This is a genomic window from Bradyrhizobium sp. LjRoot220 (genome assembly GCF_964252915.1).
GTDB lineage: Bacteria > Pseudomonadota > Alphaproteobacteria > Rhizobiales > Xanthobacteraceae > Bradyrhizobium.
The window spans coordinates 347,291-371,998 of sequence record NZ_CAXUPS020000003.1 but is presented as its reverse complement, the minus strand read 5'-3'; the positions used below and the strand labels follow the sequence as shown (position 1 = coordinate 371,998).

Below are 24,708 nucleotides of genomic sequence, written 5' to 3'. Positions count from 1 at the left end.
GATAGACCCCCACCCCAGCCCTCCCCCGCAAGCGGGAGAGGGAGCGCAGTCCATTCGCGGCTGTGAACTTATCCGGCCTTGGTTCCGACTAAACCAAGCCCCACGTCGCGGCGGGCTGCCGCACGCCCCGGTTTTCGTCTAGGTTCCACGCATCTTTCGTCTCACCAGGAGTTGTTTGCCATGTCGACCGGCTGGATCGTTCTCGGCGTCATCGTCATTCTCGTGTTGTTTGCCATCGCGGCGTATAACCGCCTGGTCGCGCTGAGCCAGCGTGTCGGCCAGGCCTTTGCCGATATCGACGTGCAGCTCAAGCAGCGCCACGATCTGATCCCGAACCTGGTCGAGACCGTGAAGGGCTACGCCAGCCACGAGCGCGGCACGCTCGACGACGTCATCAAGGCCCGCAACTCGGCGATGTCGGCGCAGGGTCCGGCGCAGGTCGGCGCTGCCGAGAATCAGCTGAGCGGCGCGCTCGGCCGCCTGATCGCGCTGTCGGAAGCCTATCCGGACCTCAAGGCCAACGCCAATTTCCAGCAGCTCGCCGGCGAATTGTCCGACCTCGAGAACAAGATTGCCTCGAGCCGGCGCTTCTTCAACAACGCGGTTCAGGAATACAACACCGGCATCCAGCAGATGCCCGCCGCGCTGTTCGCCGGCATGTTCGGCTTCACCAAAAAGGAATTCTTCGATCTCGGCGCCAGTCGCACCGAAGTCGAGGTCGTGCCGACCGTGAAATTCTAACGGCCGCGACGATCCGGCGAGAAGCAGCACATCATGGCCGCGTACGGGCTCTACACGCATATCGCATCGAACAAGTTCCGTTCGATGCTGCTGCTCGCCGGCCTGTTTCTCTTGATCTACGTGCTGGTCTATGCCGGCGCGCTGCTGGCGGAAGTCGTAATGCGCAGCGACGCCCCGGTCGCTTATTATTTGCGGGCCGCATGGCGCGATCTGGTCACGGCGTTTCCCTATGCGACCGGCATCGCCGCGCTCTGGATCGTGATCGCATACTTCTTCCACCAGAACATGATCGACGCCGTCACCGGCGGCGAGGACGTGACGCGAAAGCAGCAGCCGCGGCTGTATAATCTCCTCGAAAACCTCTGCATCTCGCGCGGCCTTCCGATGCCGAAGCTGAAGGTGATGGACAGCCCGGCGCTGAACGCGTTCGCCAGCGGCCTCAACCGCCGGCAATACGCCATCACCGTCACCACGGGCCTGTTGAGGTCGCTCAACGATCAGGAGATCGAGGCCGTGCTGGGCCACGAGCTGACCCATATCCGCAACGGCGACGTGCAGCTGATGGTGATCGCGGTCATCATCGCCGGCGTGGTCGGCTTCTTCGGCGAATTGTTCTTCCGGATGTTCACCAACCTGTCGTGGAATTCGTCCGGCAGCGACTCGTCCTGGTCGTCCTCGTCCTCGCGCTCGTCATCCTCTTCGTCCTCCGACAATAAAAGCTCCGGCGGCGGCGCGATCATCGCCGTCATCATCGCGGTCGCGCTGATCCTGCTGGCCTGGCTGCTGTCGCAGGTCGTTAAACTGGCCCTGTCGCGGTCGCGCGAATTGCTGGCCGATGCCGGCTCGGTCGAACTCACCAAGAACCCGGACGCCATGATCACGGCGCTGCGCAAGATCGAGAATCGCGGCGAGCTTCCCGGCGCCACCTCGGCCGTCATGGAGCTGTGCTTCGACAATCCGCGCGAGGGATTTGCCGACTTGTTCGCGACTCATCCGTCGGTTGATTCGCGGGTCAAGGCGCTGGTGCAGTTCGCCGGCGGCCGCGATCCCGGCCCGCTGGCCTTGCCGGACGAAGCCGACGACGAGCCGGAGAGTGAAGCGGAACCGCAGGCGGCGGATCAGCTGCCGCCACCGGGTCCCCACGGTCCCTGGAGCGACGCCGCAGCACCTGCAGGCCTTCCGCAAGGTACGCCGCAGGGCGCACGACCAGGTCCGCGCTGGGGACCTTGGGGCCGGCACAGCTGACCGGCCGGCGCATCGCCGCCCGCAGCATTAACGAATTCCGTATGAATAATGCCGGCATCGGCCTGGGGAATTGAATTCTCCCTTGTTTCTGCCATGTTCGCCCCCAAAGCAGGTCTGGGGACTGCCGATCGCTCCCGCGATCGGGGCGCGTAGTAGGGAATTCCATGGCAAAGCCAGTCGTGATTGTGGTGGGCGCGGACAAGGGCGGGGTCGGCAAGACGACCGTGTCGCGGACGCTGCTGGATTATTTCAGCGCCAACAACGTCCCGACGCGGGCGTTCGACACCGAGTCGCCGCGCGGGACGCTGAAGCGCTTTCACCCGGACATCACCCATATCGTCGACATGACGACGACCTCGGACCAGATGAAGATCTTCGACACGCTCAATGCCGGGACCTCGGTGACCGTGATTGACGTGCGCGCCGGACTGCTGTCGCCGGCGCTGGCCTCGTTGCGCGACATCGGCTTTCTCGATGCGGCCAAGGCCGGCCAGATCACCTTTGCCGTGTTCCATATCCTCGGCCCCTCGATCGCCTCGCTGGACGAAATCGCCGAGACGGCGAATTTCATGCAGGGCGCCAAATACTACCTGGTGAAGAACTTCATCAACGACACCCAGTTCTTCCAGTGGGACCAGGCGACCTACAATTCCTATTTCCACCGCATCAAGGACGCCACCGAGCTCACGATCCCCAAACTCAACGAAATGGCCTATGAGCAGGTCGAGGTCTCCTCGGTGCCGTTCCTCAAATTCGTCGCCAACAAGGGCACCAACGACGAGGCCGCGAACTATTCGTTCGTGCTGCGCGGCTATGTCCGGCACTGGCTCGCCAATGTCTGGAGCGAGTTCGACCGCATCAAGCTGACCGACCTGGTCGGCGCCAAGTCCAGCAGCCGCAGCGGCGAAAAATAATCGCACCCGGCGCGGGATTGGGCTGGATTAGGCGGAAAAATCGCCTGATATAGCGCGTGATGAGCCCGACGCCTGTCTACATCATCTGTTCGCCCCGCCCGCTGGTCGGCAAGACGCTGATCGCGCGGCTGCTCAGCGAATTCCTGCTGTTGAAAAACGGCACGGTGATCTCCTTCGACATCAATCTGAAGGAGCCCTCGCTGCTGGAATATCTGCCGCGCACCACCGAGACGGCCGACGTCATCGACACCTTCGGCAAGATGCAGCTGATGGACCGGCTGATCGTCAATGACAGCGTCGCCAAGGTCATCGACCTCGGCTTTCACGCCTTCGACGAGTTCTTCAAGATGACCGACGAGATCGGCTTCATGAAGGAAGCCGTGCGCCGCGGCGTCGCGCCGGTGATCCTGTTCGTGGCCGATACCGACCGCGCCTCGGCCATGGCCTACAGCATGCTTCAGCAACAAATTCCGCCGAAGGCGCTGATCGCGATCGACAATGAACACGTCGTGCGCGGCGAACTGCCCCGGGCCATGGAACGGGGACGCGTGCTGCGGATATCGGCGCTGCCGGTGTTCCTGAAGACGTACATCGACCGGCTGACCTTCTCGTTCACCGGCTATCTGCGCCACGAGAAGGATTCCTCGACCGAACTGCACCAGTGGATTCGCAGGAACTACACCGCCTTCCGCGAACTGGACCTCAGCCTGATCCTGCAACGGTCGTGAAGTTATTACCCGGATAATATTGACGTGGGCTTGCCGCTTGGACTCAATGCCCGTCAAACGTCATCAGCGTTCGCACTGGCACATCCATCGCCCGCAGCTTGGCGGCGCCGCCCAGATCAGGCAGGTCGATGATGAAGCAGGCCGCGACTACGTTGGCGCCGATCTGGCGAAGCAGCTTCACCGCACCTTCGGCGGTGCCGCCGGTGGCGATGAGATCGTCGACCAGGATGACACGCTCGCCGGGAAGCACCGCGTCGGCATGCATCTCCATCTCGTCGAGACCGTATTCCAGCGAATAGGCGATCCGCACCGTGGTGTGCGGCAGCTTGCCTTTCTTGCGGATCGGCACGAAGCCGGCGGAGACCTGATGCGCCACCGCGCCGCCGAGGATGAAGCCCCTCGCCTCGATGCCCGCGACCTTGTCGATCTTGTTGCCGGCCCAGGGCTGCACCAGTTCATCGACCGAGCGGCGGAAAGCGCGGGCATCTGCCAAAAGCGTGGTGATGTCGCGGAACAGGATGCCCTTTTTCGGGTAATCCGGAATGGTGCGGACGGTGGCTTTCAGATCATGGTCAAACGTCATCTTTGTCTCTTTTCAATTGTCATTCCGGGGCGATGCGAAGCATCGAACCCGGAATCTCGAGATTCCGGGTCTGGTGCTAACGCACCATCCCGGAATGACGAGTTAAACATGCAGCCGGAATGCGTTCTCGACAATACGTAAACCGACCTCGCCGCCCAGCGACATCAGCGATTCCGGGTGGAATTGCACGCCGCCGACCGGCAGGGTCTTGTGTTCGATCGCCATCGCGACGCCGTCCTCGGTGGTCGCGGTGACCGTGAGCACGTCGGGAACGCTGTCGCGCTCGACATAGAGCGAGTGATAGCGGCCGATCACGATCTCATTGGGCAGGTTCTGCATCAGCCGCCCGCCCCGCACCTGGACCCGCGACGGCCGACCATGCGCGGGCTGACCGAGTTGGCCGAGTTGGCCGCCGAAATATTCGCCGATCGCCTGCACGCCGAGACAGACGCCGAAGATCGGCAGCTGCTTCTCCAGTGCCGTTCCGATGGTTTTCGAGATCCCAAAATCCTCGGGCCGGCCCGGACCCGGCGACAACACCAGCAAATCCCAACGCTTCTGGTTCAACATCTGCTGCGCGTGAACGTGCCGGACAACGGTCACGGACGCGCCCACTTGCCGGAAATAATCCGCCAGCATGTGCACAAAGCTGTCGTCGTGATCGATCAGCAGCACCTTCTTGCCCGAGCCGGTCGCATCGGGCGCGAACGCCGACAGCGGCTTTGGCGGATCGCCGCGCAACGCCTGGAACAGCGCCGCTGCCTTGACCTGGCATTCGCGGTCTTCGGCGGCGGGATCTGAATCGAACAGGCAGGTGGCGCCGACGCGCACTTCGGCGAGCCCATCCTTCATCCGGATGGTGCGGATGGTGAGCCCGGTGTTGATGCTGCCGTCGAAATTCACCGCGCCGATCGCACCGGCATACCAGCGCCGCGACGAGCGCTCATTGTCCTCGACGAACTGCATCGCCCACAATTTCGGCGCACCGGTGACCGTCACCGCCCAGGCGTGGGTCATGAACGCATCCAGCGAGTCGAAACCGGGGCGCAAAATGCCTTCGACATGGTCGACGGTGTGGAACAGTTTTGAATAGGTTTCGATCTGGCGCCGCGCCAGCACCTTGATGGTGCCGGGGACGCAGACGCGCGCCTTGTCGTTGCGGTCGACGTCGGTGCACATGTTGAGTTCGAATTCGTCTTTTTCCGAATTCAGCAATTGCCGGATCTGTTCGGCATCGCCGATCGCGTCGACGCCGCGCGCAATGGTGCCGGAGATCGGGCAGGTCTCGACCCGCCTTCCGTCGGAGCGCACGAACATTTCCGGCGAAGCGGCGACCAGAAACTCGCCCTCGCCGAGATTCATCAGCGCGCCATAGGGCGACGGGTTGATGCGGCAGAGCCGCTGGAACACTTCGGCCGGCGAACGCTCGCACGGCTCGGCGAATAATTGCCCGGGCACCGCCTCAAACAGATCGCCGCGCGCGAACGCGGCGCGTGCGGTCTCCACCGTGGCCTGGTATTCGCCGGGCGCGTGATCGGCAAAGCCCTGCCGCGGCGTCCTGGCGTAGACGCTCTCGGCGGTGTCGCGCGACAGGCCGGCGGTGGATTTGTCCTTCCAGGCAAAATCATAGCTCAGCACCACGCCGCGGCCGGTGGCGCGGTCATAGGCCAGCAGGCGATCCGGCACATACAGCACGATGTCGCGCTGGTCGGCCTCGCGCGCGCGCTTCTGCACGAGGTCCTCGATCTGGAACACGAGGTCATAGGCGAAGGCGCCGAACAGGCCGAGCAGCGGATCGTCATTGGCGGTGAAGCTTGCGACGAGATCGCGCACCAGCGACATCACGCTGGCGCGGCGGGTGCGCTGGTCTTCGTCGACCGGCGCGGGTCCGCGGATAATATGACCGGCAAGACGCGGCGCGCTCTTCTCTGAAATGACCACGCACGGCTCGCGCAGGACGTCGCCGAGAAAGGCGATCAGCACTTCGCCGCGCCCGTTCAGCGCATTGAGCGAAAAATTCGCGCCTTCGGTTTCCAGCACCAGCGGCGGATCGGCAAAGCCGAGGTCAAAGCTCTCGTAGCGGCCCGGCACCGTGGTGCCCGACGACAGCACCACGCCGCGGCGGCGATCCAGCAGGTCGATCAGATCATCGAGCCGCTTGGCGTCGCCGGAAAACTGCTCGACGGCGCGCGAGATCGCGAGACCGCTGGAGGTCCGGTATGCGCTGTGTTCGGGCAGGGAGAAGACGGTCCTGTTCATGTGATCCTCTTACGAAACTTGGTGAGGGAACGCCACACAGGACAAACGAAGGGCAAACAAAACAAACCGCCGGTCGCACTGCGATGGCGACCTTCGACGATTGTTAAAATGAAATCGCACCGGCCACCTCTTAAGAGGTGCGCCACCAAAGACGGGATGGGCGGACAACGGTGCTCATGGAACCTAATCACCATCCGCCGGGGACGATGTCAAGGGAGGCGGCTTGCCGTCCCGACCGGCCTGCCGCCCACCTTTTGGGGTTTGAAATGGCCGGAATCCGCGTAGCATCGGGCCCAAGCGGCGGCGGTAACAACGCCCGAAAACAACAAGCAGGCGGAGGCGCAGGATGGCTTTGCTGGGTCTGGGATACGCGGGCTTCGGATCGGATGTTCGGGACCTCGCTGGTCGGCCTGCAGGCGGTCGAGCGCGGCAATTCGCTGCTGGCCTTCCGGATGGACGACCGCAAACAACGTATCGTCATCGACCGGGCGATGGGCGACGGCGCGCGCTTCTTCGGCTGGGAAGTCGCCGACGCGGCGAGCCTCGACCAACTCGCCGCCCGGCTCGAAGCGGCCGGCGTCAACGTCACGGCCGAACCGCAGACGCTGGCGGATGCACGGCGGGTCACGGGTTTGATTTCGTTTCGCGATCCCGGCGGCAACCGGCTCGAGGCGTTTTACGGCGCCGAGATCGACGACACGCCATTCCGTCCGGGCCGCTCGATCTCGGGCTTTCGCACCGGCCCGCTCGGCCTCGGACACGCCGTGCTGACCGTCGAGCACATCGATCCTGTCATGGCGTACTATGTCGATGTGCTCGGCTTCGGGCTTTCCGACTACATCGAAAAGCCGTTCCGCGCCTATTTCTTCCACATCAACGCGCGGCATCACTCGCTCGCGCTGATCGAGACCGGCAGGAACGGCATGCACCATCTGATGGTGGAATTGTTTTCGCTGGACGATGTCGGGCAATCCTACGACATCGCGATGATGGAGCCGGACCGCGTCGGCGTCACGCTCGGCCGTCACACCAACGACTTCATGACTTCGTTCTACGCCAAGACACCGTCATCCTTCATGATCGAATGCGGCTGGGGCGGCCGCGAGATCGATCCGGCGACCTGGCAGCCGGTCGAAATGCATCACGGCCCGAGCCTGTGGGGCCATGAACGCGTCTGGCTGCCGCCGAAAGACCGCGAGACCGCGCGCGAGATGCGAATGCGCGCCGCCACCGAAGGCCTGCGCGCACCGGTGCAGGTGATGGAAGGCAATTTCCAGCTGATGTCGGGCACGTGCGCGTGGTGGGACGGGGTGAAGCAGTAGGCCACGCGGCAATTAACACTCGTCGTCCCGGCGAAGGCCGGGACCCATAACCACCAGCGTTTGTGGCTACGCAAAGCCGTCGAAGACAGCTTTCTAAAACGATAAGCCGCGGCGTATGGGTCCCTGCGTTCGCAGGGACGACGACAAGCTGCTACCGATAACAGCCCTGTTCGATCTCCTCGATCAAACCCCGCGCCTGCGGCTTCCAGCCGAGTTCTCGCGCCCGTACCGCGCGGACCCGGCTGTTTGACGCCATCGTATACTCGGCGGCGCCCTCGCCCCATTCGGCGGCCGCCTCTTCCATCGACATCGCCGCCGGCGCTTTCGCGAAACCGAGCATGCGGTTGATGGCTTCACAAACTTCGCGCATCGAGTTTTCGCCGTTCTCGGCGAAAAAGAACGATCCGGCCGGTGCTTTGTCCACGGCGAGCGCATAGAGCGAAACCAGATCGTCGATATGCACGTTCGACCAGATGTTTTCGCCGGGACCGGGGTGAACAGCACCGCCGCGCTTTCTGGCAAGGTCGATCAGCCACGGCACCTGCGTGCTGTGCGGATCGACACCATGGCCGAGGCCGTAGATCAGGCTCGGGCAGACGATGACCGGGCGGCAGTTCTTGTCGCGGCTTGCGAGAATGCGTTCGTTCAACGCGACCCGCGCGGCGCGCGCGGGCACCGGGTTGATCGGCGTGCTCTCGTCAAACACCGCGTCGGACCGCTGCCCCTGCGCGCGGGTGCCGACGATGCTCGACCCCGAAGTGTGGATGAACGGCTTGCCGCTTCCGGCCAGCGCGCCGAGCAGGGCATCCACCGCGCCGGCGTGATCGGCGCTCGCCGCATTAATGACGACGTCGGCGGCGCGCGCCGCTTGCGCCAGTAAATCCGCGTCATCCAGCGTTCCCGATAACGGCTCGATGCCGCGGGCGCGAACCGCATCGGCCTTTTCCCGGGAGCGGACCAGGCCGGTGACCTGATGTCCGGCGGCCACCAGATGGGCCGCCACCGATCCGCCGATATAGCCGGACGCGCCTGTGCAGAAGATTTTCATGGTAGCTGCCAATTCCCGTCATTGCGAGCAAAGCGAAGCAATCCATTCTTTCTTTGCTCGGAGGTATGGATTGCTTCGCGGAGCCTGTCATCGGGCGCGCATTCGCGCGTTGGCTCGCAATGACGAGGAAGCACTTTCGGATTACCCTAGGTGCTTCCGGAAAAACTCCGTCGCCCGGCCCCAGGCCAATTCCGCACACTGCCGATCATGCACCGACAGGCGCTGCTCGTTGCCGAAGCCGTGCTCGGCGTCATAGCGGAACAGCTCCAGCGACTTGCCCGCTGCCTTCATCGCCTTTTCGAAACCGTCGACCAGTTGCGGCGTGCACCAGTCATCCGTGTTGGCAAAATGCGCCTGCAGCGGAATTTTTACATCCGCCGGTTTTGCCGCCTGTTCCGGCGGGATGCCATAGAACACGACTCCGGCCGTGAGCTCCGGAATCCTGGTGGCGCCGATGATGGTGACGGCACCGCCGAGACAAAAGCCGGTCAGGCCGACCTTGGCGCCGTTCTTTGCGAGATATTGCGCGGCGCCGCGCACGGTCTGCGTGGTCGCATCCATGAAATCCAGCGAATTCATCTCTTTGCCGGCGGCGTCGGTGTCGTGATACGGCACCACCTTGCCCTTGTAGAGATCCGGCGCCAGCGCGTCGAAGCCGGCCGCCGCGAAGCGATCGCACATGCCCTTGATCTGGTCCTGCAGCCCCCACCATTCCTGGATCACGACCACGCCCGGCGCGTTGCCGCGCGCAGCATTGGCGAGATAGCCGGCCGCGTCCTTGCCGTCGGGCCGTTTGAAAGCGATGCTGGTTCCCATGAGGTCCTCCGTTTTTTGGGGAGCGATTGGCGGCCATTTTGTCCGCAGCGGGACCAGGAAGCAATCCGCCCCACCGTCATTCCGGGATGGTGCGTTGGCACCAGACCTCAGGGGCGCAATTGCGCCCCGGGGAATCTCGAGATTCCGGGTTCGATGCTAGCGCATCGCCCCGGAATGACGAACACAACAAAAAAGCCCCCGCAGGGGCTTTTTCCGAATTGCGATGAAACCAGCGCTTAGTGGGCGTTGGCCCAGACCTTCTTCTTGGTGAAGTACAGCAGGCCCGTGAGCAGGATCAGGAATACGAACACCTGCAGGCCGAGCCACTTGCGCGCTTCCATGTGCGGTTCCGCGGCCCACATCAGGAACGTGGTGACGTCCTTGGAATACTGCGCGACCGTAGCCGGCGCGCCGTCGTCATACGTCACCTGGCCGTCGTTGAGCGGCTTCGGCATCTTGATGGCGTGGCCAGGGAAGTACTTGTTGTAATAGGAACCTTCGGGAAGTGTGACGCCGGCAGGCGCTTTGTCTTCATAGCCCTGCAACAGCGCGGTTACGTAATCCGGGCCCTGCTCCTGGTACTGGGTGAAGAAGTCGACCAGGAACATCGGGAAGCCGCGTGGGTAGGAACGCGCCTTGGTGATCAGCGACAGATCAGGCGGAAACGCGCCGCCATTGGCGGCCCGCGCCGCATTCTCGTTCGGGAACGGCGACGGGAAATAGTCGGCAGGCCGGCCCGGCCGCTCGAACATCTCGCCCTTGTCGTCCGGACCGTCCTTGACCTTGTAGTCGGACGCGAATGCTGCCGCCTGCGCCACCGAATAACCAGGGCCGCCGGCTTCGGCGAGGTTGCGGAAGGCGATGTAGGAAAGGCCGTGACAGGACGCACAGACTTCCTTGTAGACCTTGAGGCCGCGCTGCATCGCGCCACGATCGAACTTGCCCATCGGGCCGGCGAACGACCACTTGTTTCCGGGCGGCTTTTCCTGCCCCTCTGCCGCGCGAGCATTCTGCGCGCCACCGAACAGCAATCCACCGGCGACGACCAGCGCGATCACCGTTGAGACCATCGGAGTCGACTTGCTTCCGGTCTTGGCCAGCACGTCGTCGGCGATCGAGTTCGGCACCGGCCGCGGTTTCTCGATCCGGCTCAGCAAGGGCAGCAGGATCAGGAAATAGGCGAAGTACAGTAAGGTCAGGATCCGGCCGGCGATCACGTAGATGCCTTCGGCGGGCTTGGAACCGAGCCAGCCGAGCAGCAGGCAGACCACGACGAAGATCCAGAAGAACTGCTTCGCCAGCGGGCGATACTTCGAAGAGCGGGTCCTCGCGTTGTCCAGCCAGGGCAGGAAAGCCAGGATCAGGATCGCACCGAACATCGCCACGACGCCGGCGAGCTTGTTCGGGATCGAACGCAGGATCGCGTAGAACGGCAGATAGTACCATTCCGGCACGATATGCGGCGGCGTCACGCCGGGATTGGCCGGGATGTAGTTGTCGGCTTCGCCGAGATAGTTCGGCATGTAGAAGATGAACCAGGCGAAGACCAGCATGAAGCAGGAGACGCCGAACGCATCCTTGATGGTCGCGTAGGGCGTGAAAGGCACGGTGTCCTTTTCGGTCTTCGCCTCGACGCCGGCCGGATTGTTCTGGCCCGCGACGTGCAGCGCCCAGATGTGCAGCACCACCACGCCGGCGATCACGAACGGCAACAGATAGTGCAGCGAGAAGAAGCGGTTCAGCGTCGGATTGCCGACGGCATAGCCGCCCCACAGCAGCGTCACGATGCTCTCGCCGAAATACGGCACGGCCGAGAACAGGTTGGTGATGACGGTGGCGCCCCAGAAGCTCATCTGGCCCCACGGCAGCACGTAACCCATGAAGCCGGTCGCCATCATCAGCAGATAAATGATGACGCCGAGGATCCAGAGGATTTCGCGCGGCTCCTTGTACGACCCGTAATAAAGGCCGCGGAACATGTGGATGTAGACCGCGAAGAAGAACATCGAGGCGCCGGAGGCATGCATGTTGCGCAGCAGCCAGCCGTAATTGACGTCGCGGACGATCAGTTCAACCGACTTGAAGGCCATATCCGCATGCGGCGTATAGTGCATCGCCAGGATTACGCCGGTCAGGATCTGCAGGCCCAGCATCATCGAGAGAATGGCACCGAAGGTCCACCAGTAGTTCAGGTTACGCGGCGTCGGATAGGCCACGAACGAGGAATGGACGAGGCCCATGATCGGGAGACGTCGTTCGATCCACTTCAAGGCGGGATTGGTCGGCTGGAAATCGGATGGTCCGCTCATTGATGCGATCCTGAGGAAGTAAAACGACGCGACGGATTAAGGTCCCGGACGGGCGTCCGGGCCTTAGCCGATCTGGATTTTGGTATCGGAAACGAAGGTGTAGGGCGGCACCGGCAGGTTGGTCGGCGCCGGGCCCGAGCGGATCCGGCCCGAGGTGTCGTACACCGAACCGTGGCAGGGGCAGAAGAAGCCGTCGTAACTGCCCTCATGGGCGATCGGGATACAGCCGAGATGGGTGCAGATGCCGATCACCACCAGCCACTGGTCATGGCCCGCCTTGACCCGCGCCGAGTCGGCCTGCGGATCGGGCAGGCTCGCCAGCGGAACCTTTTGCGCCTCTTCGATCTGCTTCTTGGTGCGATGGCTGATGTAGATCGGCTTGCCGCGCCAGAACACCTTGATGTCCTGTCCCTCGGCGATCGGCGTCAGATCGACCTCGATCGGCGCACCGGCCGCGATCGTCGCTGCGTCCGGGTTCATCTGGGCAACGAAAGGCCACACTGTGGCAGCGGCGCCTACGGCAGCGACGGCTCCCGTTGCAACAAAAAGAAAATCACGGCGTGTTGGATGGTCCGCCGAAGACGCTGTCGTCACGATTCCAAGCCCTTTCTCATCTGCAGCCAGCAGAACCGCCCCGGAGACGCTGGAATCGCGCCCGAAAGAGGCTGCCGGCGCCCGCGGCCCCCGCGGCGGCAGAAAGACCACTTTTCCCGGCCATTCAGGGCGGAACAAGCAGTCCAGAATCGTTCTATTGGCACCCTTGCCGTAAGAGCGCAAGCCCGCTATCGGCTCGCAAGCGTGCAATGCACTAAATCCGCCTCGGGCTGTGATTATTCAGTCATTTCATCAGGGCTTCACAGGCCACCAACGTCATGCAGATTGCGCTCTTCCAGCCCGATATCCCCCAGAACACCGGAACGATTCTGCGCCTGTGCGCGTGCCTGGATGTCGCGGCCCACATTATCGAGCCTGCGGGCTTCCCGGTTTCCGACCGGCATTTCCGTCGGTCCGGCATGGACTATCTCGATCATGTCGCTATTACACGCCACGACTCATGGTCAAAATTCGAGCAATGGCGTAACGACGAGGGTTTCCGGCTGGTCCTGTTTACGACCAAGGGAGCCAGCTCCTATCTGGATTATTGCTACCAGCGGGACGATATCCTGCTATTCGGACGGGAATCCGCAGGGGTTCCCGAGGAGGTTGCCGGCGTCGCCGATGCACGGCTGGTGATCCCGATCAAGCCGGGCCTGCGTTCGCTCAACGTCGCGATGGCCGCCGCCATGGCACTCGGCGAGGCGCTGCGGCAAACCGGTTCCAAGACCTGATCGAGAAGGCTTGGTCGAGAACGCTTGGTCGAGACCTGATGGAGAGATGGTGAGTTACGCGGTCAAAGAGATCTTTCTGACCTTGCAGGGCGAAGGCGCGCATGCCGGCCGTGCGGCGGTGTTTTGCCGTTTTTCCGGCTGCAACCTCTGGACCGGCCGCGAACAGGATCGCTCTTCCGCCACCTGCAAGTTCTGCGATACCGATTTCGTCGGCATCGACGGCACGCTGGGCGGCCGTTATGCCACGGCCGGTCAGCTCGCCGACACCATCGCCGCGCAATGGACCGGCGCCAAAGATAACCGTTACGTCGTGCTGACCGGCGGCGAGCCGCTGCTGCAGGTCGATCCGCCTTTCATCGACGCACTGCATGCGCGCGGCTTCGAGATCGGCATCGAGACCAACGGCACCATCGAACCACCAGCGGGGATGGACTGGATCTGCGTCAGCCCGAAGGCGGGCGCCGACCTCGTGGTACGCCGCGGCCACGAACTCAAGCTGGTCTATCCGCAAGCGGGTGCAGCGCCTGAGGCGTTCGAAAATCTCGCCTTCGAGCGTTTCTCGCTGCAGCCGATGGACGGGCCCGATGTGACCGCGAACACCGCGCGCGCGATCGACTATTGCCTGCAGCACCCGAAATGGCGGCTCAGCCTGCAGACGCACAAGACACTTGGTATCAGATAGGATTTGTATCAGACAGGATTTGAGCTTTTACAATGTGGGAATTGACGAAATCGTTTCGCTTCGAGGCCGCGCATTCGCTGCCGGGAACGACGTTTGGCGCTGATAGCGAAGAGATACACGGCCACTCGTTTCGCGCCGAGGTGACCATGCGCGGCACGCCCGATCCTGCCACGGGGATGGTGCTCGATCTCGGCCTGCTCGAACGCAGCATGGCGGAGGTGCAGAAGGCACTCGATCACAAGCTCCTCAACAAGGTCGAGGCGCTCGGCCCGCCGACGCTGGAGAACCTGTCGCGCTTCATCTTCGAACGGGTCCAGCACGCCGGTAAGATCACCCGCGTCAGCGTCCACCGCGACAGCTGCAACGAGAGCTGCACTTATTACGGCCCGCAGAATTAACCGCCATTGCGAGCGAAGCGAAGCAATCCACACTTTCTTTGCTGCACCATGGATTGCTTCGCTTCGCTCGCAATGACGACGAACAAAGATTAGGAATTCTGGATGGACATCGCCGTCATCGAGGATCGCAAATCGAAGGCGCGGGACTGGTTCGAGGCGCTGCGCAGCGACATCTGCGCGGCCTTCGAGCGGCTGGAAGACGATGCACCCGCCTCGCTTTATCCCGGCAGCGCGGGACGCTTCGTGCGCACGCCGTGGGACCGCGCCGACCACACCGGCAAGCCCGGCGGCGGCGGCGTGATGTCGATGATGTATGGACGGCTGTTCGAAAAGGTCGGCGTGCATTGCTCGACGGTGCACGGCGAATTCAGCCCCGAATTCCGCTCGCAGATTCCGGGCGCCACCGACGATCCCAGGTTCTGGGCGTCGGGCATTTCCGTAATCGCGCACATCCGCAACCCACACGTTCCCGCCGTGCACATGAACACGCGCTTCGTGGTGACGACGAAGGCCTGGTTCGGCGGCGGCGCGGATCTCACGCCGGTGCTCGACCGGCGCCGTACCCAGCAAGACACCGATACGATCGCCTTTCACGCGGCGATGAAGGAGGCCTGCAGCGGGCCGAACGGCGTTGCCGATTACGACAAATACAAGAAGTGGTGCGACGAATATTTCTACCTGCCGCACCGCAAGGAGGCCCGCGGCATCGGCGGGATTTTCTACGACCACCACGATTCCGGCGACTGGGGTGCCGATTTCGCCTTCACGCAGGAGGTCGGCCGCGCCTTCCTGAAAATCTATCCCGAACTGGTCCGGAAGAATTTCGCAACACCGTGGACGCCGGCGGACCGCGAGGAGCAACTGGTGCGCCGCGGGCGCTACGTCGAATTCAACCTGCTCTACGACCGCGGCACCACCTTTGGCTTGAAGACCGGCGGCAATGTCGATTCAATCCTGTCGTCGATGCCCCCCGAAGTGAAATGGCCCTGAACAGATGATAAAACTGCCTCGCGCGATGCTGATCGACATGGACGACACCATCCTGTCGGCCTATGGCCGCCCGGAGATCGCCTGGAACAATGTCGCTGCGGAATTTGCCGATGAGCTGGGCGGGGTATCGTCGCAACAACTCGCCGCGGCAATTGTGGACGCCGGCCGAAAATTCTGGGCTGCTGCCGCAGCGGAATGGCGGCTGAAGCTCGAAGAGGCCCGGCACGTCGTGGTCGGCAACGGATTTGCAGCGCTCGCTGCCGCCGGCCACGCGCCGCTGTCGCTGGATCTGGCGACAAGGCTCGCCAACCGGTTTCATGCCTACCGCGAGGAGGAGATGTTCGTCTTCCCCGGCGCGCATGACGCGATCGATGCGCTGAAGGCGCACGGCGTCAAACTGGCACTGGTCACCAATGGCGCTGGCGGCCCGCAGCGCGCCAAGGTCGAACGTTTCGCGCTGTCGCACCGATTCGATCATATCCAGATCGAGGGCGAGCACGGTTTTGGCAAACCGGAGGAACGCGCCTATCTGCACGCGATGGCGGCGCTCGGCGTCACCGCGCCCGAGACCTGGATGATCGGCGACAATCTGGAATGGGAAGTCGTGGCGCCGCAGCGCCTCGGCATCTACGCGATCTGGATCGACGTGCACGGCGAGGGCCTGCCCGCGGACTCCACGGTGAAGCCCGATCGAGTGATCCGCTCGCTGACTGAGTTGCTGCCCTGACAAAGCTGCGTGAAGCTTTTACCGCTCCAAAGCAGGACCCGGTCCCGCCCCAAACTAAAAATATCGAAAACAACCCCATGCAAAGAAAGGAACCCCTTGAAAACAAAGAGGTCGCTGGCATGGATGCTTTACCCGCGAAAAACGTTTTGACACGTCGGGCAAATCACCGGCACTAATTTAGGGTGCGGACTAACTGGGCGCGCAGCAATCCGCTTCTCCATTCCCTACCTTTTTGCGAGAGTCAAAGACGTTGGCGGAAGTCTGCTTTGGCTCGGATTCCGGACTCAAGTCCGACATCGCGTCACGTCCGAAAAGTGCCAACAAGCGACATGGCGATTGGAGACTGCACGTCGAGGCTTAGGTACCAACCTAAGCTTCCGATGGCGCGCGCACGGCCGTACTGTGCTCCGCGCCATTCAATCGAAAGTAATTTCCTTCTCGGTTCGAAAACTGGTGCGCATATAAGAACAGAACGGGATCGAAACCTGTCCTGCCGGCCTTTCGGTGAATGCGACCAGAATTATGAATGACTACAAGGCTTAACAAGACTTGTGATATTTCGTTAGCAGACCATTAATCTTCTACCACTGGTCGAGTTGATGTGGTCTTCTGAGAATGCGCGCCGCAGAATGATAACAAAGGCTTTGGTCTATGCACGCATCTCGAATTGCTGGGAGCCGGTTCAAGCGGGATAGGTAGGGCCACAATGCAAAGAGAGGCGCATTTTGGCTGAGATTGGACGCATTGTCACGCAAGCAGCTAATCTGTTGGTTAAGATTTGCGCTGCCGGAGCTTTTCTCCTCGCTTTTGGCGTTGCTTCGGCCTTTGCTATTCCATCTCCTGAACTCGTCGTCGGCTCGCTTTCGAGCATTTCACAACTGATGGCAATTGGGACGGCGCTGCTCGGCGGCGCCACCGCTCTCGTGGGCCTTCGCGCCGGAATCGCAGGGTATGAGCGCCGATCCAAGCTGGCGATCAGAATTGCCGTCGGCCTGTTTATTGCTCTCCTCGTCGCAATCAGTCTGAACGTCTATCAGTTCACCGGCAAGCGGGCCGAGCGACTGGCTCGTCTCGAGGAAACGCTGCTGCGTCCGGCGACGACACCCGGCGGGCCGAAGCTCGATCCGACCAACGTGGAATTGTCTTATGGCGAGATGGCCAAGCAGCCACGCGGCATTACCACGCAACAAGCTGCCGAATTGCTCGAGGCCGCCTCCAAAGGAGAGCGGGACGATCTTGTATTCCTCGATGTTCGTGAGACCGCGGAGCGGGAAACTGGTCTGGTGCCGGGGACCACGTTCGTTCGCTTTCCCGACTTTAGTTCCGCCAATCTGGACCTGAAAGGCAAGAAGCCGGTCTTCATATGTCACAATGGCAATCGAAGTTGGGAAACCTGCCAGGCGCTGGCTGCGCAAGGCATCGATTGCCGATTCGTCGTCGGCGGGCTGGAAAAATGGATCGTTGAGAAACGTCCGCTGACCGGACTGGCCGATCGAACTCTGGCGGACCTGCGCGCCATTCCAGACTACCGCAATCGCGATGTGCTGCTTGATACCCCGGACGTGAAGCGTTTGGTCAAGGAAGAGGGTGCAGTCTTCGTCGACGTCCGGTATCCGGCCGAGTTTTCCGCCGGCCATCTGACCGGCGCGATCAATCTGACAATCCGTACGACCCCGACCACCGAACTGCCGGCGAAGATTGCTGCCTTGCCGCGGCGGCCCATAATCGTTCCTTGTTATGATAGGCGGGGCTGCTTCTTCAGTGAGGTGTTTGGCCTCGAACTGACTCGGGCCGGGCATGATTTCCGCGGCAGGTACACATTGCCGTGGGAGTACTTCATTCCGCGGGGACGGCCGCCCTATGTCGAGAAATGGCAGGAGCAGGTCACCAAGAGCTGGTGGAGCAAGGGCGTTGATTTGGTGGCGGCCGGTCTTTCTTGGTTGGCCGACCGTAGCGGTTTCGTGTTCGCTATCCTGGTTGTAGCCATCATGAGCCGGCTTCCGGTGCTACCGCTTTCGGTTAAAGCCGAACGCGATCAGATTCGTGGACGTGCAATCGAGCCGGAACTGAAGGAATTAAAAGCCCAGCTGAAAGGCGATCCCCAGCGCCTGGCACGCGCCCTACGGACTCTCTACCGGCGCAACGGTATGACGCCGGTGCGCAATCTTTTCGCCGTTCTGTTCTTGCCAGTGATGGCGCTCGCCGTTGCCGCAGTCCATGCCGTTGCTCAGGTCCGGGGACAATCGTTCTTGTGGGTGAATAGTCTCGCCGACCGTGATCCAACGTTCGTGCTGCCGGCTTTGTTCGCAATACTCATCGCGCTCTATATCGACAGCGCTTTTGTCCGCAGCAAGAGGCAGCGGATGTTGGCCTGGGCCGTTTCGGTGCCGCTATTCACAGTCAGCGCCGCACTGCTCAGCGCTGCGGCGGACATTTACATCATCGCGAGCGTGATTCTGCTCCTGACCCAACGCGCGGTCATCACTGGCCAATTCGCTCTTTTTTGGTCACACTTGCGGCGAATGAAGCTCGATCGCCGCGTCATCACACTTGACGAACCGGCATTGCTCACTGGTCACGGGAATAAGGCGTTTCGCCTGGCGCAACTGCGCGCCATCCAAGTTCCAGTGCCAGATGGAGTTGTTCTGCCGCCGCATTTCCTGTCGGATTTGAATCGAGCCGATCCAGGTATGCGAGCCCGACTGCTTGATGGGATATGGAGCTGGCTTGGCGCCGAGCGTGTTGCGGTCCGCAGCTCAGCTGCGGATGAAGACGGTAATCAACGCAGCTTCGCAGGGGTGTTTGAGTCGTTTCTGAACGTGGACCGTGTCCAACTCGAAAAGACTATCCGAGACGTAGAGAACTCATTCGCAAGCGACCGCCAACAAGCCTATGGCGTGAGCGCCGCATCAGGTAGCGTGATCGTCCAGCACTTGATCGCCGCTGAATATTCCGGTGTCTTATTCACACAGGATCCCGCCGCAGGTGGGCTCTCACTCATTGAACTTGTGAAAGGAACGGCTGAGAAGCTCGTGTCGGGTGCGGCCCGCCCCGAGTCGTTCCGGTTTGGCCGCAATTCGGGGCAGAACATTGCCGCGGCAGAACCCCCGATCGATCTCGCGCCGCTGTTAGCATTGGGCCGCCAAGCCGAACAGCTGTTTGGTGCGCCGCAGGACATCGAATGGGTCTATCTTGCCGGCGGCTTTAAGCTGGTTCAAAGCAGGGATATCACCTCCCTCTTCGCGGATGAATCCGATCATTCGCTGCGCGAAAAGGAAATCGCACGGCTGTTGTCGCTGGCAACGGGTACCTCGACGGGCGAGATTGCCTTCGCAAAAAACGAAATGTCTGAGCTTTTACCGCGGCCGACGCCCCTTTCCTTGTCACTGATGGAATCAATCATGGCCGACGGGGGCGGTGTCGATCTGGCGCTGCGCTCGTTGGGGCTCGGGTGGACCACGCAGCCAGGGAAGAGCTATTTCACCACCGTGCTCGGGCGTCTTTACGTGAACAAGTCCGAGGACAAAGTACGCGCGATCAAGATCGGGCCGCTCGGCGCACGCCGGCTGCGGAACGCCGACGCCATCGAGATGCACTTCCGCCAGGAGTTTTTGCCGCGCTTTCTTGACGATGTGCGCGTCTCCGAAGCGATGCACTTCGACGAATTGAGTACTCCGGATCTCTTTCGCGCACTGGAACGTCATTATTTGAGTTTTGTTCACGACACGCACCGCGAGATCGATGTCATCAATATCGCTGCGAGCTTTCACCTCGAAAGGGCAAAGAAGCTCCTGGAAGCGGCGGGGCTCAACGCCTTCAGCTATCTCGGCAATATTCCAGAAACCGAAGAGACCCGGGTACGATTGCAGGCCCAGAATAGCAGCGCTGACGATCGGCGCCTCATCCTGAAGTCTGGGATCGGGCATCGGGCGGCATTCGATTACGAGTTGTCGGAACCGCGCTATCGCGAGGACGCCGCGCGGATCGACGAAATGGCGGCTCCAGAAGTGCCTGCACTACACCCTTCAATCGACCTGTCCCAGCTCGGGGGGTCTGTCAGGACAGCGGTTCTCCTTGCTCGCCGCCTGGAGGCGCTGAAAGAAGACGCGAAACACCACTCGCTACGCGAACTTGCTTTGTTGCGCCGGATCGTCCTCGCCGTCGACGAACGCCTCGAGCTGCGTGGGCTTTCGTTCTTCCTTAGCTTTGCCGAATTGCTGGCGTTGCGTGATCAGCCTGTCGATTCGTGGCGTGACTTAGCTGTCGAACGCCGGCAGATTCGTGAGAGATTCTTGCAGATGACCGGTCTGGCATCCTCGCTGACGGTGAGGGACTTGGAACAGCTTTCTGCCGGGAAGGCGATGGTGCCGCACGATGGCGATGCAATTCGCGGCACCCGGGTCTCCGGAGCAAACATGGTCAGCGGGCCGGCGCGCGTTGTTGACGCTACAATTGCCGAACGCGGAGGTGAGATATCGGGCTTCCAAGACGGCGACATTATCGTCGCGCCGATGATCAGCCCGGCCTGGGCGCGCTACATCGCTCGCTCAGGTGGCTTGATCTGCGAAGTCGGCGGCTGGCTAAGCCATACCGCAATTCTCGCCCGAGAGTTCGGCGTGACGTTGATCGTTGGCACGACTAACGTAGACGGCATCCGCGACGGTGACCTGTTGCAAGTTCAATTGAACGGCACGGTCGAGATTGTCACCGAGAAGGCCGACATTTCAGCAGTGGCCTGAGCGCGGCGAAGGCCCTGCGTCGACATCATTCTGATCTTGCAATTCAGATCGTCAGATCGAGCCCAACGGAGCGGCTAAGACATCGATCGTGGGCTGCTCAAAATCAGTCCACCGAAGGTGCGGTGGCCATCTCATAGTCTTGGGCCTGCACCCAGGAGTTTTGAACCGGACTCGCCTGCCATTCCACCGTGAACGCTACGAGCGGGATAACTGCGAGCGCGAACGGCATTGCTGCATTCGGCCAGCAAATACGGATCAAATCCCACGACATAATACTAATCCCTCCGGACATTGCCGAAGACTAGGATAGGCATGTGACAATCGCGTCACAGAAATAAGTAGGATTTTATCGATCTGGAGCTGTGGTACGAGCCGACTGAACTGTCATCGATTGTTTCGAAGACTTATGCGTCTCCCTTCATCATTTGTTGTCCATGTCCGCCGTAAGGCTGGATTTAACCGATCGATATTATCGTGGTGGTAAGTCCGATCGAGAAGCATTGCAACCAGCGCGGGACTAACGCGCGAATGACCAATTTCAGGTCCATCGACCGCCGATCAGAGGACTTTCATGAAGTCGGATCAAGGCGCCTGCAACCGCACAGAGATCAATTTCCGGAGCCTTTGCGCCGGATTCCTCTTGGCGAGCTTTGCAACGTTGGCGAACGCCGAAACCCTGGTTGTCCAAGGCTCGACGACGTTCGCCCGCAACCTGATGGAACCTTACCACGAGCTGATCCAATCCAAATCGGGCCATGAGCTTACGGTCATCCCGAACAAGTCGACGCCAGGTCTGATGGCGCTGCTCGAAGGTCGCGCGCATCTGGCGATGATCTCCGCGCCTTTAGATGCCGAAGTCGACATCTTACGCAAAGCAGTTCCCGGTATGGCGCTCGACCACCTTCGCGCCTTTGAGATTGCGCGATCGCGGATCGCCGTGGTTGTTAATCTCGCCAATCCTGTGCGCGCGCTGAAGCGTGAAGTGATTGCCCAGGTTCTACGCGGCGAAATCGACAACTGGAAAGCGTTGGGCGGTCCGGACCTTCCGATTCGAGTTGTTCTGGTTGGCGGAGGCGGCGGAGTCACGGTTGCCGTGCAATCGGAGCTTCTTTCGGGCCAACCGGCGAAGTCGCCGAATGCGATTTACGTTAAAACGCCCGTACAACTGGTGCAGGTAGTCGAGCAGGAACCCGGCGCCCTCGGCTTCGCTCAAGCCGCACTTGCCAAGCAGCGCGGCACTCCTGAAATCGCGCTGGACAAGCCGCTGGAGCAGACCCTGATTTTAGTCACCGCAGGCGAGCCAACACCAGCCATACGCGCCGTCATCGATGCCACCCGGAGCGTAGCTCAAGAAAGGCTGATGTAGCCATGAGCAGGCTGCTCCAGTGGTGGCAGAGCAGCCTGGGTGCGCGCCTCTATTCGTTCGCTTTCCTGACAGTATTCGCGGTCGGCGCGTTGGCCACGGCGTCCATTCATTTTTCAAGGAGCACGGAGCAAGCTGCGCATCAGCTTTACGACGGTGGGCTTGTACGCGTTCTCAATTCGAGCCGACTTGAACTCCTGCTCGAACAACACCGCCGCATCGTCGAGAGTATGCCGGCCGAAGTCGATCGGGCAACGCTTAAGCAAGCCGGCGCTGATCTTGCTGAAATCCAAAAGAAACTATTCGATCTGAGCGGCGAACTGCTAAGCGAGAAGGCCGGCAACCTCGAACGAAGCATCGTCGCGAATCTACCACGAGTATTTGAGCTGGGCGATCGGGTCGCGTTCTTCGCGACTAATTTTGCTCAAGACAAAGCTATCGAGGCCGCCGGCGAGTATTCGGACGATGCCAGCGCTACCCAAAGCCTGATTCGAAGTTACCGTGAGGATCGCGTCCGGGAAGCAAATGCCGAGGTTTCGCGGCTAGTTGTCGCTGCCAACTCCTTTAAAGCATGGGTGGTTGTCTTTGCCTTGCTGGCGCTCGTCCTGGTGGGCCCTCTCGGTCTCACCACCGTCCAAAGGGTAATCTCGCGGCTTCGTAAGATCACCGAAGCCATGATCCAACTTGCAATGAACGATACGTCCGTTGTGGTCCCGTCGCATCAAGACGCAGACGAGGTCGGCAAAATGGCCCGCGCCGTGGAGGTATTTAAGGAGAATGCCATCCAGTTGATAACGCGCGAAACGGAACTCGCCGCAACAAACAACCGGTTCGATGCCGCGCTGAATAACATGGTGCATGGTCTGTGCATGTACGACGCTGACGCGCTCCTCATCGTCTGTAATCAGAGCTACCAGGACATGTATCAACTGCCGCCTGAGCTGTGTCGCCCAGGGACGCCACTGCACCGTATCGAACAGCACCGTATGTCGGTGGGCAATGCAGCGATGGATAATCCGGATCGCCTGTTGGGCGAGGTCACGGTCAAGCCCGGCGAAGCATCCGTGTTCTTTCATGAACTGAAGGATGGCCGTATCATTGGTGTGTCCCAAAAGCCCATGCCAGGAGCCGGCTGGGTCGCGGTGCATGAGGACGTTACCCAGCGCCGACAAAGCGAAAGCAGGATCGCACACCTAGCGCGTCATGACATGCTTACCGGCCTGCCGAGCCGTTTGCTGCTGCGCGAGCATCTCGAACGAGCCGTCGGTAAGTTAAAGACCCGCTCAGGATTTGTTGTTTTCTGTCTCGATCTCGATCAATTCAAGCAAGTCAACGATACGTTGGGTCATGCGGTCGGCGACGAACTGTTGAAGCTGGTCGCTATGCGGCTTCGCGATTGCATCGGCGATCAGGATCTGGTGGCGCGTCTCGGCGGGGACGAATTCGCAATCGTTTATGACGGCGTGCAACTGCCGGAGCGCAGAGGCGAGCTGGCGGCCAGCATTATCCGTATGGTGAGCGAACCATATGAGATCGAGGGCAGACACATCGTTATCGGCGCGAGCATCGGGGTCGCGAGCGCCCCCGGCGATGGCTCGGATCCCGATCAGCTCTTGAAAAATGCGGACATGGCGCTCTACCTGGCGAAGGGCGGCGGTCGCGGGACCTATCGGTTCTTTGAACCTGAAATGGACCGCCGCTTGCAGGCGCGGTTGACGCTGCAAACCGACTTGCGGTTGGCGATTGTAAATGGCGAGCTTGAACTTTATTACCAACCGTTGGTGGGCACCGACACCCGCCAGATTATCGGCTTCGAGGCTCTGGTTCGGTGGAATCACCCGCAGCGCGGACTGGTCCTGCCGAACGAGTTTATTTCTCTGGCCGAAGAAACCGGTCTTATTCTGCCGCTCGGTGAATGGGTCCTGCGAAACGCCTGTTCGCAGGCGGCCGGTTGGCCCAGGCATGTCAGCGTTGCCGTCAACCTTTCTCCCGTGCAATTCAAGAGCGGGAACATCGTTCAAATGGTGGTCAGCGCGCTGGCGGCATCCGGATTACCTCCAGCCCGCCTGGAGTTGGAGATTACCGAGGCGGTACTGATGCAGGATACAAGCGATTGCTTGGCGACGCTGAACCAGCTGCGTGCGCTGGGCATTCGCATATCGATGGATGATTTCGGGACTGGATACTCATCCCTGTCCTACTTGCAGAGGTTCCCGTTCGACAAGATTAAAATCGATCGGTCCTTCATTCGCGATCTCGCGCTCCGGGATGACTGCAAGGCCATCGTACGAGCAATCACAAGCATGGCCCGAAGTTTGAAAATGAAAACTGTTGCTGAGGGCGTCGAGACCGTTGAGCAATTCAATCTGGTAGCCGTCGAGGGTTGCGATCAATGCCAGGGCTACTATTTCGGTCGTCCGATGAAGATCGAGAAGGTCATGGAAGCGCTACAGAAGGATAGCGTCGCTTTCCAAGCTGCCTAGGCTCGGCACGGGCGGGCCCCGTTCAGGTGGCTC

At 61.2% G+C, this 24,708-nt stretch carries 19 protein-coding genes; 13 read left to right on the top strand and 6 right to left on the bottom strand.

All coding sequences use genetic code 11. The features are described 5' to 3' along the window. The first annotated feature begins 180 nt into the window (after positions 1 to 180). The 4 genes from ACSQ84_RS15870 (at position 181) to ACSQ84_RS15855 (ending at position 3,628) form a co-directional block, all read left to right on the top strand. Positions 181 to 741 (top strand): LemA family protein, encoded by a 561-nt coding sequence (locus ACSQ84_RS15870; RefSeq protein ID WP_436212623.1) that lies wholly within the window; start codon positions 181 to 183, stop codon positions 739 to 741. A 33-nt stretch (positions 742 to 774) separates the two neighbouring features. Next, the gene (locus ACSQ84_RS15865) at positions 775 to 1,986 is read left to right on the top strand and encodes a M48 family metallopeptidase (protein WP_436212622.1); all 1,212 of its coding nucleotides are present in this window, start codon (positions 775 to 777) and stop codon (positions 1,984 to 1,986) included. Positions 1,987 to 2,150: 164 nt separating this feature from the next. Continuing rightward, on the top strand, positions 2,151 to 2,900 hold the full coding sequence (locus ACSQ84_RS15860) for a hypothetical protein (protein ID WP_436212621.1): 750 nt from the start codon (positions 2,151 to 2,153) through the stop codon (positions 2,898 to 2,900). A gap of 59 nt (positions 2,901 to 2,959) precedes the next feature. Then, positions 2,960 to 3,628 (top strand): hypothetical protein, encoded by a 669-nt coding sequence (locus ACSQ84_RS15855; protein ID WP_436212620.1) that lies wholly within the window; start codon positions 2,960 to 2,962, stop codon positions 3,626 to 3,628. Between the two features lie 43 nt (positions 3,629 to 3,671). Here the strand turns inward: ACSQ84_RS15855 and ACSQ84_RS15850 are convergent, their stop codons facing one another. Both ACSQ84_RS15850 and ACSQ84_RS15845 read right to left on the bottom strand, forming a co-directional pair. Then, positions 3,672 to 4,211: an adenine phosphoribosyltransferase gene (locus tag ACSQ84_RS15850; protein ID WP_436212619.1), complete on the bottom strand. Its 540-nt coding sequence runs from the start codon at positions 4,209 to 4,211 to the stop codon at positions 3,672 to 3,674. A 102-nt stretch (positions 4,212 to 4,313) separates the two neighbouring features. Next, entirely contained in the window at positions 4,314 to 6,470 is a 2,157-nt protein-coding gene (locus ACSQ84_RS15845) for an anthranilate synthase component I (RefSeq protein WP_436212618.1), read from the bottom strand. Between the two features lie 386 nt (positions 6,471 to 6,856). Here ACSQ84_RS15845 and ACSQ84_RS15840 point away from each other — a divergent pair, with 386 nt between their 5' ends. Next, positions 6,857 to 7,792 carry a VOC family protein gene (locus tag ACSQ84_RS15840; RefSeq protein WP_436212617.1) on the top strand — a complete coding sequence of 312 codons (936 nt, stop codon included), beginning with the start codon at positions 6,857 to 6,859 and terminating at the stop codon, positions 7,790 to 7,792. Positions 7,793 to 7,943: 151 nt separating this feature from the next. Here the strand turns inward: ACSQ84_RS15840 and ACSQ84_RS15835 are convergent, their stop codons facing one another. The 4 genes from ACSQ84_RS15835 to petA all read right to left on the bottom strand — a co-directional run bounded on the left by ACSQ84_RS15835 (position 7,944) and on the right by petA (position 12,559). Next, positions 7,944 to 8,840, bottom strand: coding sequence for an NAD-dependent epimerase/dehydratase family protein (locus tag ACSQ84_RS15835; protein WP_436212616.1), 897 nt, complete (start codon positions 8,838 to 8,840; stop codon positions 7,944 to 7,946). A gap of 141 nt (positions 8,841 to 8,981) precedes the next feature. Further along, positions 8,982 to 9,656: a dienelactone hydrolase family protein gene (locus ACSQ84_RS15830; protein WP_436212615.1), complete on the bottom strand. Its 675-nt coding sequence runs from the start codon at positions 9,654 to 9,656 to the stop codon at positions 8,982 to 8,984. A gap of 236 nt (positions 9,657 to 9,892) precedes the next feature. Then, positions 9,893 to 11,965 (bottom strand): cytochrome c1, encoded by a 2,073-nt coding sequence (locus ACSQ84_RS15825; RefSeq protein WP_436212614.1) that lies wholly within the window; start codon positions 11,963 to 11,965, stop codon positions 9,893 to 9,895. A gap of 63 nt (positions 11,966 to 12,028) precedes the next feature. Next, complete coding sequence (gene petA / locus ACSQ84_RS15820; RefSeq protein ID WP_436212613.1) at positions 12,029 to 12,559, bottom strand: ubiquinol-cytochrome c reductase iron-sulfur subunit; 531 nt, start codon at positions 12,557 to 12,559, stop codon at positions 12,029 to 12,031. Between the two features lie 278 nt (positions 12,560 to 12,837). Between petA and ACSQ84_RS15815 the strand changes: the two genes are divergently transcribed. The 8 genes from ACSQ84_RS15815 to ACSQ84_RS15780 all read left to right on the top strand — a co-directional run bounded on the left by ACSQ84_RS15815 (position 12,838) and on the right by ACSQ84_RS15780 (position 24,675). After that, positions 12,838 to 13,293 carry a tRNA (cytidine(34)-2'-O)-methyltransferase gene (locus tag ACSQ84_RS15815; protein WP_436212612.1) on the top strand — a complete coding sequence of 152 codons (456 nt, stop codon included), beginning with the start codon at positions 12,838 to 12,840 and terminating at the stop codon, positions 13,291 to 13,293. A gap of 49 nt (positions 13,294 to 13,342) precedes the next feature. Further along, a complete protein-coding gene (gene queE, locus ACSQ84_RS15810; protein ID WP_436212611.1) occupies positions 13,343 to 13,975 on the top strand; it encodes a 7-carboxy-7-deazaguanine synthase in 633 nt (210 codons plus the stop codon). A 32-nt stretch (positions 13,976 to 14,007) separates the two neighbouring features. Next, a complete protein-coding gene (locus ACSQ84_RS15805) occupies positions 14,008 to 14,373 on the top strand; it encodes a 6-pyruvoyl trahydropterin synthase family protein (protein ID WP_436212610.1) in 366 nt (121 codons plus the stop codon). A gap of 102 nt (positions 14,374 to 14,475) precedes the next feature. Then, positions 14,476 to 15,363 carry an oxygen-dependent coproporphyrinogen oxidase gene (gene hemF / locus ACSQ84_RS15800; protein WP_436212609.1) on the top strand — a complete coding sequence of 296 codons (888 nt, stop codon included), beginning with the start codon at positions 14,476 to 14,478 and terminating at the stop codon, positions 15,361 to 15,363. Positions 15,364 to 15,367: 4 nt separating this feature from the next. Further along, positions 15,368 to 16,090, top strand: coding sequence for an HAD family hydrolase (locus tag ACSQ84_RS15795; protein WP_436212608.1), 723 nt, complete (start codon positions 15,368 to 15,370; stop codon positions 16,088 to 16,090). 725 nt (positions 16,091 to 16,815) lie between these two features. Further along, entirely contained in the window at positions 16,816 to 20,829 is a 4,014-nt protein-coding gene (locus ACSQ84_RS15790) for a PEP/pyruvate-binding domain-containing protein (RefSeq protein WP_436212607.1), read from the top strand. A gap of 571 nt (positions 20,830 to 21,400) precedes the next feature. Next, positions 21,401 to 22,195, top strand: a complete 795-nt coding sequence (locus ACSQ84_RS15785; RefSeq protein ID WP_436212606.1) for a substrate-binding domain-containing protein — start codon at positions 21,401 to 21,403, stop codon at positions 22,193 to 22,195. A 2-nt stretch (positions 22,196 to 22,197) separates the two neighbouring features. Then, a complete protein-coding gene (locus ACSQ84_RS15780; protein WP_436212605.1) occupies positions 22,198 to 24,675 on the top strand; it encodes an EAL domain-containing protein in 2,478 nt (825 codons plus the stop codon). Positions 24,676 to 24,708 lie beyond the last annotated feature (33 nt).

Bases quoted from the DNA above. Each gene is read 5' to 3' on its own strand.
- ACSQ84_RS15870 (WP_436212623.1), top strand. From the start codon at position 181: ATGTCGACCGGCTGGATCGTTCTCGGCGTCATCGTCATTCTCGTGTTG.
- ACSQ84_RS15865 (WP_436212622.1), top strand. From the start codon at position 775: ATGGCCGCGTACGGGCTCTACACGCATATCGCATCGAACAAGTTCCGT.
- ACSQ84_RS15860 (WP_436212621.1), top strand. From the start codon at position 2,151: ATGGCAAAGCCAGTCGTGATTGTGGTGGGCGCGGACAAGGGCGGGGTC.
- ACSQ84_RS15855 (WP_436212620.1), top strand. From the start codon at position 2,960: ATGAGCCCGACGCCTGTCTACATCATCTGTTCGCCCCGCCCGCTGGTC.
- ACSQ84_RS15850 (WP_436212619.1), bottom strand. From the start codon at position 4,211: ATGACGTTTGACCATGATCTGAAAGCCACCGTCCGCACCATTCCGGAT.
- ACSQ84_RS15845 (WP_436212618.1), bottom strand. From the start codon at position 6,470: ATGAACAGGACCGTCTTCTCCCTGCCCGAACACAGCGCATACCGGACC.
- ACSQ84_RS15840 (WP_436212617.1), top strand. From the start codon at position 6,857: ATGTTCGGGACCTCGCTGGTCGGCCTGCAGGCGGTCGAGCGCGGCAAT.
- ACSQ84_RS15835 (WP_436212616.1), bottom strand. From the start codon at position 8,840: ATGAAAATCTTCTGCACAGGCGCGTCCGGCTATATCGGCGGATCGGTG.
- ACSQ84_RS15830 (WP_436212615.1), bottom strand. From the start codon at position 9,656: ATGGGAACCAGCATCGCTTTCAAACGGCCCGACGGCAAGGACGCGGCC.
- ACSQ84_RS15825 (WP_436212614.1), bottom strand. From the start codon at position 11,965: ATGAGCGGACCATCCGATTTCCAGCCGACCAATCCCGCCTTGAAGTGG.
- ACSQ84_RS15815 (WP_436212612.1), top strand. From the start codon at position 12,838: ATGCAGATTGCGCTCTTCCAGCCCGATATCCCCCAGAACACCGGAACG.
- ACSQ84_RS15805 (WP_436212610.1), top strand. From the start codon at position 14,008: ATGTGGGAATTGACGAAATCGTTTCGCTTCGAGGCCGCGCATTCGCTG.
- hemF (WP_436212609.1), top strand. From the start codon at position 14,476: ATGGACATCGCCGTCATCGAGGATCGCAAATCGAAGGCGCGGGACTGG.
- ACSQ84_RS15795 (WP_436212608.1), top strand. From the start codon at position 15,368: ATGATAAAACTGCCTCGCGCGATGCTGATCGACATGGACGACACCATC.
- ACSQ84_RS15785 (WP_436212606.1), top strand. From the start codon at position 21,401: ATGAAGTCGGATCAAGGCGCCTGCAACCGCACAGAGATCAATTTCCGG.
- ACSQ84_RS15780 (WP_436212605.1), top strand. From the start codon at position 22,198: ATGAGCAGGCTGCTCCAGTGGTGGCAGAGCAGCCTGGGTGCGCGCCTC.